Source organism: Streptomyces sp. NPDC059455 (assembly GCF_042750115.1).
In the GTDB taxonomy this organism is placed as follows: Bacteria; Actinomycetota; Actinomycetes; order Streptomycetales; family Streptomycetaceae; genus Streptomyces; species Streptomyces endocoffeicus.
Window position 1 is genome coordinate 18,709 of record NZ_JBHYVB010000141.1, and the last position, 12,523, is coordinate 31,231.

Consider the following 12,523-nt stretch of genomic DNA (forward strand, 5'->3'; position numbering starts at 1 on the left):
CTGTTGACGAAAGAAGGCCAACCTCGACCTGGTGGCGGCCCACTGGGACGATCTGCTCCGCCTCGCCGGATCCTTGAAGTACGGGCACGCCACCGCCTCCTTGATCGTGGGCAAGCCGTCGGCGTCTTCCCGGCAGAACGCGCTGGCCGCCGCGTTGAAGGAGTACGGGGCGATCCGGCGCACGATCTACGCTGCCAAGTACCTGTCGGACGAGGGATACAGGAGGAAGATCGCCCGGCAGCTGAACAAGGGCGAGTCGCTTCACTCCCTGCGGCGCCAGCTCCACTACGCCCGCGAAGGCAAGGTCACCCGGCGCCAGCCCGAGCAGCAGAACGAGCAGGCGTGGTGCCTGACGGTGGTGACGAACGCGGTGGTCTGCTGGCACACGGAGTACATGGGCCTGGCCGTCGGCGAACTGCGCGGCGTCGGCCGCGAGGTGGACGCCCTGCACCTGAGAGTGCTTTGACCTGGACTTCTTCGAGGGCGGAGCCTTCAGCAGTCGTGTTGATCATTGACTGTGTGGAGGTCCGGGGTGCCGGTCGAGTTTCTGACGGATGCACAAGCCGCCGCGTACGCGGCGTATGACGGGACGCCGTCCCGTACGGAGTTGGAGCGGTTCTTCTTCCTGGACGACGCGGACCGGGAGCTGATCGAGGGCAAGCGGCGGCCCCACAACCGGCTGGGCTTCGCTGCCCAGCTCACGACCGCGCGTTACCTCGGGGTGTTCCTGGACGACCCGACCGAAGTGCCGGCCGAAGTCGTCGACTACCGGTAGTTCGTTGAATCCGGCGGTAGAGGTCAATGCCGTGTCGGGTGACGGCGTCGATCAGGGCCTGGAGCTCGGAGGGTGGGTCGGTGTCCGTCCGGGCTCGCCACCATCGGGTGAGGGTGGTGGCGGGGGTGAGCCAGGAGCGGATGGCTCGTAAGGCCCTGGGCCAGCGAGGTTGTCGGGGCTGGTGGGACGGGGCCGGTCCCCCTCTCTGGCCCTTTGTCGGGGCAGGGGTCCGGCGTGGTGGTATCCAGGGGTCCTGGTGGGGTGAACCATTGGTCCCGGCAGAAGGAGAAGGCGCGGTTGACCGGGGTCTGGTGGCGGCGGATGGCGCGGTCGGAGCGGACTTGGAAGTCGGCCCGGCCGAGTTCGTCCTTGATCTGTTTGTAGCTCTGCTCGGTCCAGGGTCGCAGGCTGTAGAGGCGGACGATCTCGGCGAGGTCGGCCGGCGGGTGGGGGCCGGTGGTGGCGTGGGGTGGGTCGGGGTGGGGCAGGTTGGTGGCCAGGTACCAGGTGGCTTTCTCCGGGAGGCCGGCTGGGTCGGTGGTGGCCACGACCGGTGGGCAGGGTGAGTCGGGTCCGTATCCGCCCAGGTAGGCATCGGCGGCCCATCAGGTCTCGGTGTGCCCGTCGCGGAAGTGACGCTCCACAGGTGTCCAGTCGCCGGGACTCTCGGCATCCCGCCAGGCCAGGCTGTGAGCGGCCTCGATGGGGGTGTGCGGCTGGTCGGCCGGGGCCCAGGTGTCGTGGTGCGGCTTGAGCGCGACCATGTAGGCCGGGCCGGCCTGGCGCAGTGCGAGGTACCAGGTGTCGCTTACGGAATAGGCGCAGTCGGTGGCCACCGTGCGGCAGCCGAGGCCCGTCTCCTTCCCGCGGGCCGCGAGGTGGGCGGCCGGCTGCGGTTTGGTGCGGAAGGCCGGGTCCCAGCGGCCGCGGGCGAAGTGGTGGGCGGGGGTGTGGGGAGTGGTGTGCAGCGGGTAGTACACGCGGGCGTCGGTCCATACCGTGGTCACCGTGACGATGCCGTTGTCCGTCTTGCCCAGCCGGCCCAGCCACTGCCGGTCCACGTGTGCGGTGGCTGTGCCGTCCTTGTGGTTCCCCGGAGTCGTCGATCACGATGACCCCGCCGTCGTGCGGAGCGGTCGCCGGCTGCTCGCGCGGCAGTTCAGGCCGCCGGTCGTTGACCTGCTCGGCCTCCCAGGGCGACTCGGACAGGAAGAACCGCAGCCGCTGCACCGCCGGTATCCCCGCACCGGCCACCGGTTCCGCCCCTGCCAGGCAGGTGATCGTCTTGTTCCGCTCCCGTGGCGCCAGCAGTCCGGTCAGGTACTCGCGAAAGCCCCGCCGCTGGGCGAGAGTGAAGAAGAGGTCGTCGAACCGGGCCTGTAGTCCTCCAACGGCCCCGGCGCAGGCGGACACGGACGGCGAGCGGTCGTCTTCAGCCCCCAGCAAGGCAGTTGACTCCTACCACCGGCCTACGACCAACCCGACCGGCCGTCAACCCACACCGCCGCCCGATTTAACGAACTACCGCTACCTCGCCGAGCAGCTCGGCATCGCGGACGCGTCGGCACTGAAGGCGTATGGGGAACGGGAGAACACCCGGCTGGCCCACGTCCGTGAGCTGCGGAAGCTCCTGGAGTACACGGAGTTCGCCGAGGCGGAAGCCGAGTTGCGGGTGTGGGTGGACGCGCGGGCGTGGACAACCGGGGAGGGCCCGAAGGCGTTGTTCGACGCGTCGGTGGGGTGGCTGCGTGAGCGGCGGGTGCTGCTGCCCGGTGTGACGACGCTGGCGCGGCTGGTGGCTTCGGTGCGGGAGGCGGCGAACCAGCGGCTGTGGGACAGCCTCTACGGGCTGCTGAGCGCCGGTCAGCGGGCGGTGCTCGACTCCCTGCTGACCGTGCCGCCCGGTGCGCGGGTGTCGGAGCTGGACCGGCTGCGGCGCGGCCCGGTGCGGATCTCCGGGCCCCAGAAGAAGTGGGCGCTTGAGCGGGCGGCGGAGATCGACGCGTTCGGGATGGGTGAGCTGGACGTGTCCGGGATACCGCCGCGGCGGCTGGCGGAGCTGTCGCGGTACGGCGTGGACGGCAAGGCGTCCTTGCTGCGACGTCACGGCGACTCCCGGCGCCTGGCCACGCTGCTGGCCACCGCGGTCTACCTGACGAGCAGGGCGGTCGATGACGCGCTGGATCTGCTGGAGGTGCTGATCGCGACGAAGCTGCTCGCGCGGGCGGAGCGGGAGACTGCGAAGCAGAAGCTGAAGACGCTGCCGAGGATGGAGCGGGCCGGGATCAGGCTGGCGACCGCGTTCCGGGTCGTGTTCGACACCACGAGTGAGCAGGTCGACACGGAGTCCGGGGAGATTAGTCCGCCGGAGGTGGAGACGCTGACGGCGATGTGGGAGCGGATCGAGGAGGTGGTGCCGCGCGAGGAGCTGGCCGCCGCGATCGCCGCGCTGTTCGAGTTGGCGCCGCCGATCGACTCGGACGCGGACGGGGCCTGGCGCACCATGCTGGTCACCCGGTTCCCCACCGTACGGCCGTTCCTGGCGCTCCTAGTCCAGGTCGTCGACTTCGGCGCGACCCCGGAGGGGCTGCCGGTCCTGAAGGCGCTGAAGTCGCTGCCCGACCTGATGGGGCGCAAGAAGGTCGGCCCGGACGAGATCGACACGTCGCTGCTGGTGGGCTCGTGGCGGTGCCTCGTGCTGAGCGCGTCGCACCTGGAGGCGGGCACGGTGGACTGGAAGGCGTACGTGTTCTGCGTGCTGGAGTCCTTCCACCGGCTGCTGCGCCGGCTGGAGGTGTTCGCGAAGAACTCCTCGAAGTGGGGTGACCCGCGGGCGAAGCTGCTGGACGGCGAGGCGTGGGAGCAGGTCCGCCCGACCGTGCTGGCCTCTTTGAATCTGCCCGGCGAGGCGGGTGAGCACCTGGCGGCGCGGGCCGCGCTGCTGGACGGCACGTACCGGGAGGTCGCCGGGCGGGTGCCGGCGACCTCCCAGATCGTGTTCGACGACGACGGCCGCCTCCATTTCGCCGCCCTGGAGCCGGAGCCCGAACCCGCCTCCCTGCTCGACCTGCGGAAGGCGGTGGAGGCGATGATGCCCCGCGTCGACCTGCCGGAGGTCCTGCTGGAGGTGTTCTCGTGGACTGGCGCCGACCAGGCGTTCACCTCGGTCACCGGCGGTGAGGCCAGGCTGGAGGACGTGCACGTGACGGTCGCCGCGCTGCTGGTCGCGCACGGCTGCAACGTCGGCTACACGCCGGTCATCGGCGGGATCGACGAGTTGAAGTACGGCAGGTTGTCGCACGTTGACCAGACGTATCTGCGGCTGGCCACCTACCGGGCCGCGAACGCCACCCTCATCGCGCACCAGGCGTCCATCGGCCTCGCGCAGGTGTGGGGCGGCGGGCTGGTCGCCTCCGTGGATGGCATGCGGTTCGTCGTCCCCGTCCCCTCGGTCTACGCCCGGCCGAACCCGAAGTACTTCGGGCGCCGGGGCGGCGCCACGTGGCTGAACATGATCAACGACCAGGCGGCGGGGCTCGGCGGGAAGGTGGTGGCCGGCACCCCGCGCGACTCTCTGTACGTGCTCGATGTCCTCTACGACCGGGACGGCGGCAAGCGCCCGGAGACGATCGTCACGGACACCGCCTCGTACTCCGACATCGTCTTCGGACTCCTCACCCTGGCCGGGTTCGCGTATGCGCCGCAGCTGGCGGACCTGCCGGACCAGAAGATGTGGCGCATCGACCGCGCCGCCGACTGCGGTGCCTTCCAGGACGCGGCCCGCGGCCGGGTCGACCTCGTTCGGATCGAGCGGCAGTGGGAGGACATCCTGCGCATCATCGGCTCCATCCACACCGGCGCCGTGCGCGCGTACGACGTGATCCGGATGCTGTCGCGGGACGGGCGGCCGACCCCGCTGGGGGACGCGGTCGCGCACTACGGGCGGATCGCCAAGTCCCTGCACATTCTGCGGCTGGCCGACGAGCCCGGCTACCGCCGCCAGATCAAGGCGCAGGCCAACCTCCAGGAGGGCCACCACTCCCTCGCCCGGAAGATCTTCCACGGCCGTTCCGGGCAGCTCTACCAGCGCTACCAGGACGGCATGGAGGACCAGATCGGCGCGCTGGGCCTGGTCCTGAACGCCGTCGTCCTCTTCAACACCCGGTACATGGACGCCGCTGTGAACCAGCTGCGCACGGACGGGTTCGACGTGCGTGACGAGGACGTCGCCCGCCTTTCCCCGTTCGTGCGGCAGCACATCAACATGCTCGGCCGGTACTCGTTCAAGCTGCCCGAGCTGCCCGGCGGGATGCGCCCGCTGCGTGACAAGGACGCCACCGACGACGAGTGACGTCATACGATGGCTCGTCGTGGTCGCCACCATCTTGACCTAGGCGTCTGCGCTGGCCAGGCCCCGGAGAGGGGTACGGGAGCCGTCACACCGGCCGGAGCTGTTACGGCTTCGCGGATCCGCTCGGCGGCCCGGCGTGCCCGGTACGCCTTCTGTCGGCAGGCGGGCCGGTCGTAGACGGCGTCCCGGCGGTGACCGTGGCCCAGGGCGAACCGGTCCGGCTTCTCGTCGTTGGTCAGGTTCCCGTTCATCGGGGTGAGCGCCCGACGGCGAGCCGACCCGGTGCGTGGGCGCGGGGCCGGCTCCTGGTATCAGTGCGGCGTGACCTTGCCTGCCGGCTGATCACTTCGCCTGGGAGAGCGAGACCGCGTCGGGGCCGGCGGGGAATCGCAGCTGGCCGGTCGTGTCGTGCACGGCTCGCCACACTGTCTCGGCGACGTCGCTCTCCTTGGTGAACAGGTCCTGGCCGGTGAAGTCGCCCATGGCCTTCTTCGCCCATGGTGCGTAGGGCGCCGGGACCAGCTCGTCCAGCGAGGCGCCCTTCGTCGCGTTGGCCGCGAAGTTCGTCGTCAGGCAGGCGCCCGGCTCGACCGTCTTCGCCCGCACACCGAACGGCGCGAGCTCGAGCGCGAGGGATGCGGTGAACCCCTCGATGGCCATCTTGCTCGCCTTGTAGACGGCCGAGAGCGGCATGTGCCCCAGCACCACGCTCGAGGTCACGTTGACCACCACGCCGGAGCCACGCTCGCGGAACTGGGGCAGCACCGCCTGCGTCATCGCCATCACGCCGAACGTGTTGGTCTCGAAGACCTCCCGCACTCGGGCCATGGGGGTGCCCTCGAACACGCTGATCGAGGGCACCCCCGCGTTGTTGACCAGGACATCGATGGGGCCCTCGGCCTCGAACGCGGCGGTGATGCTCTCGGGCCTGGTCACGTCGAGCTCGATGACGCGGAGCCGGTCCGACTCAGGAAGGACGCCTGGACGCGGCGTCCGCATCGTGGCGATGACGTTCCACCCCTGCGAGTGGAAGTAGAGGGCGGTCTCCCGCCCGTACCCGGATGAGGTACCAGTGATCAGAACTGTCTTCATGTTGTGCCCCTTTGCGATGTGGTGGGATCCATACGGGTGGGCAGGCATTTTCCTGCTCCACGGGAGAACCGGTGATCCCATTGAATCGTTCTGACCTGCGGAGATAGTAGAACTATCCTCGCTACTCCTTGCACGATCCTCCAGTAAAGCCCACCCAGCTCAGGGCAGGAGACCTGCCGGTGCACGCACGGCCTGACGCAGGCGGGCGGCGTCCTGGCTGGGGGGCGCGCCGAACTGGCGGCGGTACTCCCGGCTGAACTGCGACGGGTTGTCGTAGCCGACGCGGTGGCCGACTCCGGTGACGTCTCCGGGGTGGGTGGCGAGCAGCAGCCGGGCCTCCTGGAGCCGGATCTGCTTCTGGAACTGGATGGGGCTCATCGCGGTCACCGCTTGGAAATTGCGGTAGAAGGCGGAGACGCCCATGCCGGACTGCCGCGCCACGTCCTCGACCCGGAAGGGCTGCGCGTAGTGCTCGCGGATCCAGCGCACGGCCCGCGAGATGTGGCTGAGGCTGCTGTCGGCCAGGCCGAGCTGGCGAACCGTCGCACCCTGCTCGCCGGTGATCAGACGCCACAGGATCTCGCGCTTGACCAGCGGGGCCAGTACGGCCCGGTCGCGGGGCTCGTCGAGCAGGCGCAACAGCCGGACCACCGCGTCCAGCAGCGCGGCCGGAGCGTCACTGACGGCGATCCCCGACGGCGCGCCCCCGCTGCTCCGGGGGGCGTCTCCGGGCCCGGCCTCAAGCAGCAGCCCGGCAACGGCGGACGGTTCCAGGACGAGACCGAACCCCAGCGCCGGCTGCTTGGGGTCGGCCTGGGTGAACTGCCCTGTGACAGGCAGATCGACGGATGCGACCAGGTACTGCCCGGGCCCGTACTCGAACACCCTCTCACCCAGAGCGAGGCGTTTGGCGCCCTGCGCGATGACCGCCAGGAGCGTGCCGGACATCGAAGGCGCCGGCGGATCAGGGCGGTCGACCTTCGAGATGAGGACGCCGTCGACGGCGGTGGTCCAGTCGGGCCGCGCATGGCGGGCCAGCAGGGTGCGGAGTTCTTCGAGGTACATGCGTCCATTGCAGCACCATTCCGCGCCGCGGTTCCCAAAGTCGCGAGGATCGTGCAAGTACGAACGAATATCGGTCTAACGTTTCCGCAGGTCAACCCGCTTGAATGGAATCACCGCACTCCATCACCGAAGAGGAAGAGAAGGAATCCATGATTGCCAACTACGGCTTCAGCGCCACCCTGACCGCCAGGCCCGGTATGGGCGACCAACTCGTCGACCTGCTGCTGACCGGACTGAACGAGGGCAGCCCCGGCGCGAGCGAATACTGCCTCGTCTACCTCGTCTCCCGCTCCACGTCCGACCCCGACGTCGTCCACGTCGCCGAAGGCTGGACCAGCGAGGAGGACCACGACCGCGTCTTCGCCAGCAAGACCGCCCACGCCATCGTGGCGCAGATCGACCCGCTGCTCGCCAAGGACTCCGAGTACACCGACTACGTTCCGGTCCGCGGCAAATCCGCCCTCTGACCCGCCGAACACCCCACACCCCAGCCTCTGCCGCCTCGGTGCCCACCGAGGTGGCCCCCGTCCTCGCCCGACCGTCCCGCCACCACCCACGAGAGGCAACGACCATGACCACAGCACGCCCCTCCCTCGACCCCGAACTGCATGAACTCCTGGCCGACATGCCGCTGATGTCCCAGCTCAGCCCGGAAGTGCTGGCGCAGGTACGCCCCTTCTCCTCGATGCCCGTCGAACCCCTCCTCGAAGGTCGCGCTATCGACCGGCGCGAGGTCACCGTTGCGAGTCCGGACGGCACCCCGATCCCCTTGTCCGTCTTCAGCCCCGCGAACAGCGATCGCACCGCTGCCGCACCCTGCGTCTACTGGATGCACGGCGGCGGGATGGTCATGGGCGACCGCTTCTCACAGATCGACATCCCGCTGGAGTGGCTCGACGAGTTCGGCGCCGTCGTGGTCTCCGTCGACTACCGGCTCGCGCCCGAGTCCCCCGGCTCCATCCCGGTCGACGACTGCTACCAGGGACTGCTCTGGATCGCCGACCACGCCGCCGAACTGGGCATCGACCCCGCCCGGATCATCGTCGCAGGCGCCAGCGCGGGCGGCGGCCTCGCCGCCGGCGTCACCCTGCTGGCCCGCGATCTCGGCACCCCGACGATCGCCGCCCAAGTCCTGATCGGCCCCATGCTCGACCACCGCAACACCACCACCTCCAGCCTCCAGTACTCGAACGGGCCCGGCGTCTGGACCCGCGAGATGAACGGATTCGGATGGCGCTGCCTCCTCGGCGACCTCACCGACGACGAGGTACCCGCATACGTCTCACCCGCCCTGGCCGACGACCTCGCGGGCCTGCCGACCACCTACATCGACACCGGCTCCGCCGAAGTCTTCCGCGACGAGGACACCGACTACGCCACCCGCATCTGGGCGGCCGGCGGCCAGGCCGAACTCCACGTCTGGGCAGGCGGCTTCCACGGATTCGACGCCCTGTACCCGCAGGCACACATCTCGGCCACAGCCCGCCGAACCCGCACCGACTGGCTCGCCCGGCTCCTGCCCACGAACCCCGCCGCATAGGTGAAGTCGACGAGTTTCGGTCGTACGCTTCAGCCTTGGCTAAGACCTCAGCGTCTGCTGTCTCCGGGCGCGAGCAGGCTGGTGACCTCGGCGATCGCATCCGCCGAGGGGTGGAAGTAGCGCCGTACGTTCTCCGGCTTCTTGTGCCGGGACTTCGCCATCAGCATGGGCAGGCTGGCCCCGGCCTCGCCGAGGTGGGTGAGACCAGAATGGCGGTATTCGTGCAGGTCCCAGCCTGTGCCCGGCACCCCGCCGACTGCGGTGTGGGCGTCGAGCAGGGCGCGGGCCTGGCCGTAGGAGAGGCGGGCGAGGCCGGTGTCCGGGCACACATCGCGCGGGCTCACGACCTTCCCCGGACCGGGGCGGCGATGGGTGACGAACACCGGCCCGCGGGTGCGGCCCTTGATCAGGCGGGGCAGGAGCCGCGCGGTGCCGGCGTCCCAGTAGACGGTCTCCAGGACGAAGTCCTCCCGCGCCCGGCCGCCCCGGCGGCGGGCGGCGGCGCCCTTGGCCTTCACCGGGGCCCGGCGCCCGGCGAGGTCCAGCTCCTCGATGTTGACTTCCAGGATCTCCTCGGCGCGGGCGCAGGTCTCGTAGAGCATTCGCCACAGCGTCTTCTCCCGCAGCGCGACCTCGCGCCGGGCGATCAGCCGGTCGACCGCCATCTTCGAGCGGGCCGGGGTCTGCGAGTCGGGCCGGGGCATCCGCTTCGCCCAGGCCGGGACCGCCGGGCCGTCGTACCCGCGCTCGCGGCACCAGCCGAGCCAGGACAGGACCGACGCGCGGCGCGCGTTCCAGGTGTTCGCCGCGGAGTGGCCCCACAGCGTCTCCAGGGCCCCGCCGATCTCGTCGTCCGCGACCGACGCGAGCGGCCGGACCTCACCGATCCGCTCGGCGGTCTTGCCCACCCCGATCCCGTAGTTCCGGACCGTGTTCGGGTTGCCGAGCGAGTCCAGGAAGATGTCGGCGGCCGACCGGACCGTCAGCGCCCTCCCTGCGGGCAGTTGTACGACGGCGGGCACCGCTTCCCCCCCTTGCCACAGACATCCCACGCGGTTAGTGCGTCAAGCGGCCTGGGTGAGAACTTCTGCAGACAGATGGCTGGGGAATGCCTTCGACTCGTCGTAGGGCTCCCGGTGCTGGAGACAGAAGTAGAGCATCCCCATGAACCGGTTGAACAGGTTGCGCTGCGCGGCGGTGTGCCGGTCCCCGGCCTTCCGCCGCCGGTCGTAGTGGGCTCTGGCGCCGGGCGACTTTGTCAAGGAGGAGAAGGCCCAGACGTAGCCGACGGCGGCCAGCCGCTGATTCTTGACCTTGCGGCTCAGCACCACGCAGCTCTTTCCGCTGGCTCTGGTGACCGGCGCGCTGCCCGCGTACGCCTTCAGCGATCCAGCACATTCGAACCGAGCCTGGTCGTCGCCGATCTCGGCCAGGATCCGGGCCCCGGATAGGGAGCCCAGGCCCGGGAAACTCGTGTAGATCGGCGCGTCGGGGTGCACGTCGAAGACTTCGGCGCAGGCGGCTTCGAGCTCGTCGGCGTTGGTGCACGCGGCGTTCAGCTGCCGTAGCAGCGCAAGAGTCTGCCGACCGAAAGCTGCTTCGACCTGGGGAAGGTGGTGCATGTAGGCGCGGCGGAAGATCTCGTATAGCCGGTCGGCCTCGGCTTCGATGCCGCGGACGCGGCCGGCGCGTTTGAGCAGGGACCGAAGCTGGCGGCGTGTGAGCTGGGCGGCTTCCGTGGGTGTCGGGGCGGCCGCCAGGATGGTGCGGGCCTCGGTGGCACACAGGCCGAAACGGTGCTCGGCGAACGCGGCCAGGATCGCCGGGTAGAATTCGCGCAGCTGTGAGCGGAGCTTGTTCTGGGCCTGACCCTTGTCCCAGACCGCGTCCTGCTGGGCACGCGCCAGGACGGCGATGGCCTGGGCAAGCTCCGAGTCTGCAGGTAGGGGCCGGTGCGCGTCCCGGTCGACCCGCAGGATGTTGGCCAGAGCCGCGGCGTCCACCGCATCAGACTTGCGGCGCGCGACGGTGTGGCGGTCCCGATAGCGGGCGACGGCGAGTGGGTTGATCGCGTAGACCGGCCGCCCGGTTGGGGCGTCCGGCCGTGAGCGGCGTCTGGTGCAGGGGGCATCTCCCAGCGGTAGTTGGGGGAGCATCACAAGGCGGAGGAACGCCCTCGTACTGGGCGTACTTGGCGATCCGACAAGGCAGCGAGGCGTCGCGAGCAGGGCGCCCCTCTTTGAAGACCGGACCGGCACGAGCCGGACTACGAGGAACGCGACCAGGTCCGCGGCGGGGAAGTCGGGGCGGGGAAGTCGGGGCGGGGAAGGGGGACGCGGTGACGGGCGAGGGGGAACACCCGACCGACGACGGCGCGCCGGACGAGCTCCGGGCACGGGCCGTCGCCGCCGTCCGGGAGGCCCGGGAGCTGCTGAGCGGCAACGCCGACGGCATGCTGGAGTCCGCCGCGCTGCTCCGAGTGATCGACCGGCTGACCGCCGTCGAGGAGCTACTGCCGCCGGACTGCCCGGACCGGGCGTTCGTCGTGCCCCAGCTAGGCGCCCTGCTCGGTCTGCGGTAAGCCCACGGCGGCGACCCGGGCCCCGGGGAACGGGAGACGGCGCTGCGCCACCTGCGCTGGGCCGACCGCGCCCTGCCGGTCACCCACCTGCCGGCGGTGGAGGCCCGGACGGTGCTGGTCGGCCTGTTGCTGGGCGAAGTCGCCGACGCCGCGGCACCCGAGCCGACGCGCGCGGACCTGACGGAGGCCCGGGAGGTCGTCGAGCGCATCGCACGGGCCCCGTTGGACCTGGAGTTCCACAAGTCGACCGCGGCGGTGCGGCGGCGGAGCGACCAGCCGCTGGCGCGACCGGCCCCCGATTCGGTCGCCGACGCCATCCAAGGCCCGGTGTCCCTGGCATCCTCCCTCAGCACCGCGCGGTTCACGCGCCTGCTGGTGTGGCTGTTCATGGAACTGAACGGCTCGCGTCCGGACCGGGACAGCGGCGCGCTGGTCGAGATACGGCTGGATCCGGCCGGCATCCCGCTGCTGGGCGCGCTCGTCCGCGCGGTCGGACCGGGCACGGGCACACCAGCGGCCCGCGCCGAGGGCGTCCTCCGCGCTGTCGACCTGGCCCGGCAGGCCCTGCCAGGGCTGCCGTCGAACACGCCGGAGCGGGCCCGCGTCGCGAAGCTCCACGCGTACCTGCTGCTGTTGGCGGACGTGCTGGCGCCGGGCATCGCGGACTACGGCGAGCTGGCCCCGGCAGCGCTGGAGCCGGAGGCCGCCGACCGTGCCGACTGGCCAGTCGTTCTCGAACTGGACCCGGGCCTGGTCCCGCACCTCGACAACCGGACGCGGAACTTCGCCGCCGAAGTGGGGCTCCTTGAAGGGACGATGGCCTCCAATCTCGACTGGCTGCTGGCCCAGCGCAGCGGTGACCCGGGGTATCTGGAACGGGCCGCAGCCCTGTTGCGGGACGTGATCGGATCGGCCCCCGAGGACAACCCGCTGGCCGCCACCGCCCGCACCGTCCTGGCCGATGTCCTGGCCCATTCCGCCGCCAACGGGAACCACCGGGACGCCGAGGCCGCCCTGGCGATCACTAGACGAGTAAGTCCGATGTCTTGGGCCAGGTGTCAGGCATGAGGAGAGGGTGTTCAAGATCATGTTGTGACGCAAGACCTGAACACCCTCTTG

At 70.3% G+C, this 12,523-nt stretch carries 11 protein-coding genes and 2 pseudogenes; 7 read left to right on the forward strand and 6 right to left on the reverse strand.

The features are described 5' to 3' along the window. Window positions 1-31: 31 nt before the first annotated feature. Together ACFXB5_RS37005 and ACFXB5_RS37010 are read left to right on the forward strand one after the other, a co-directional pair. On the forward strand, window positions 32-466 hold the full coding sequence (locus tag ACFXB5_RS37005; protein ID WP_385216639.1) for a Tn3 family transposase: 435 nt from the start codon (window positions 32-34) through the stop codon (window positions 464-466). Between the two features lie 66 nt (window positions 467-532). Next, a pseudogene (locus ACFXB5_RS37010) lies at window positions 533-769 on the forward strand (DUF4158 domain-containing protein); the annotation flags it as partial. Between the two features lie 611 nt (window positions 770-1,380). On the opposite strand, the gene ACFXB5_RS37015 reads toward ACFXB5_RS37010, so the two are convergent. Continuing rightward, complete coding sequence (locus ACFXB5_RS37015; RefSeq protein WP_385216610.1) at window positions 1,381-1,836, reverse strand: transposase; 456 nt, start codon at window positions 1,834-1,836, stop codon at window positions 1,381-1,383. A 290-nt stretch (window positions 1,837-2,126) separates the two neighbouring features. Here ACFXB5_RS37015 and ACFXB5_RS37020 point away from each other — a divergent pair, with 290 nt between their 5' ends. After that, window positions 2,127-5,126, forward strand: coding sequence for a Tn3 family transposase (locus tag ACFXB5_RS37020; protein ID WP_385216612.1), 3,000 nt, complete (start codon window positions 2,127-2,129; stop codon window positions 5,124-5,126). A gap of 2 nt (window positions 5,127-5,128) precedes the next feature. Here ACFXB5_RS37020 and ACFXB5_RS37025 read toward each other — a convergent pair whose 3' ends face one another. The 3 genes from ACFXB5_RS37025 to ACFXB5_RS37035 all read right to left on the reverse strand — a co-directional run bounded on the left by ACFXB5_RS37025 (window position 5,129) and on the right by ACFXB5_RS37035 (window position 7,283). Beyond that, window positions 5,129-5,377: a hypothetical protein gene (locus tag ACFXB5_RS37025; RefSeq protein WP_385216615.1), complete on the reverse strand. Its 249-nt coding sequence runs from the start codon at window positions 5,375-5,377 to the stop codon at window positions 5,129-5,131. 91 nt (window positions 5,378-5,468) lie between these two features. Beyond that, a complete protein-coding gene (locus tag ACFXB5_RS37030) occupies window positions 5,469-6,218 on the reverse strand; it encodes an SDR family oxidoreductase (protein ID WP_026250522.1) in 750 nt (249 codons plus the stop codon). 159 nt (window positions 6,219-6,377) lie between these two features. Beyond that, the gene (locus tag ACFXB5_RS37035) at window positions 6,378-7,283 is read right to left on the reverse strand and encodes an AraC family transcriptional regulator N-terminal domain-containing protein (protein WP_385216618.1); all 906 of its coding nucleotides are present in this window, start codon (window positions 7,281-7,283) and stop codon (window positions 6,378-6,380) included. A gap of 149 nt (window positions 7,284-7,432) precedes the next feature. Here ACFXB5_RS37035 and ACFXB5_RS37040 point away from each other — a divergent pair, with 149 nt between their 5' ends. Together ACFXB5_RS37040 and ACFXB5_RS37045 are read left to right on the forward strand one after the other, a co-directional pair. Then, window positions 7,433-7,750, forward strand: coding sequence for a putative quinol monooxygenase (locus ACFXB5_RS37040; RefSeq protein ID WP_385216621.1), 318 nt, complete (start codon window positions 7,433-7,435; stop codon window positions 7,748-7,750). A 104-nt stretch (window positions 7,751-7,854) separates the two neighbouring features. Continuing rightward, on the forward strand, window positions 7,855-8,823 hold the full coding sequence (locus ACFXB5_RS37045) for an alpha/beta hydrolase (RefSeq protein ID WP_385216624.1): 969 nt from the start codon (window positions 7,855-7,857) through the stop codon (window positions 8,821-8,823). Between the two features lie 47 nt (window positions 8,824-8,870). Here the strand turns inward: ACFXB5_RS37045 and ACFXB5_RS37050 are convergent, their stop codons facing one another. Together ACFXB5_RS37050 and ACFXB5_RS37055 are read right to left on the reverse strand one after the other, a co-directional pair. Then, a complete protein-coding gene (locus ACFXB5_RS37050) occupies window positions 8,871-9,845 on the reverse strand; it encodes a tyrosine-type recombinase/integrase (RefSeq protein ID WP_385216627.1) in 975 nt (324 codons plus the stop codon). A gap of 42 nt (window positions 9,846-9,887) precedes the next feature. After that, a pseudogene (locus tag ACFXB5_RS37055) lies at window positions 9,888-10,907 on the reverse strand (transposase); the annotation flags it as partial. Between the two features lie 254 nt (window positions 10,908-11,161). Here ACFXB5_RS37055 and ACFXB5_RS37060 point away from each other — a divergent pair. Both ACFXB5_RS37060 and ACFXB5_RS37065 read left to right on the forward strand, forming a co-directional pair. Further along, complete coding sequence (locus ACFXB5_RS37060; protein ID WP_385216630.1) at window positions 11,162-11,404, forward strand: hypothetical protein; 243 nt, start codon at window positions 11,162-11,164, stop codon at window positions 11,402-11,404. A gap of 96 nt (window positions 11,405-11,500) precedes the next feature. Next, window positions 11,501-12,472, forward strand: coding sequence for a hypothetical protein (locus ACFXB5_RS37065; RefSeq protein ID WP_385216633.1), 972 nt, complete (start codon window positions 11,501-11,503; stop codon window positions 12,470-12,472). Window positions 12,473-12,523 lie beyond the last annotated feature (51 nt).

Coding starts and splice junctions, on each gene's coding strand:
- ACFXB5_RS37025 (WP_385216615.1), bottom strand. CDS start 5,377: ATGAACGGGAACCTGACCAACGACGAGAAGCCGGACCGGTTCGCCCTG.
- ACFXB5_RS37030 (WP_026250522.1), bottom strand. CDS start 6,218: ATGAAGACAGTTCTGATCACTGGTACCTCATCCGGGTACGGGCGGGAG.
- ACFXB5_RS37035 (WP_385216618.1), bottom strand. CDS start 7,283: ATGTACCTCGAAGAACTCCGCACCCTGCTGGCCCGCCATGCGCGGCCC.
- ACFXB5_RS37040 (WP_385216621.1), top strand. CDS start 7,433: ATGATTGCCAACTACGGCTTCAGCGCCACCCTGACCGCCAGGCCCGGT.
- ACFXB5_RS37045 (WP_385216624.1), top strand. CDS start 7,855: ATGACCACAGCACGCCCCTCCCTCGACCCCGAACTGCATGAACTCCTG.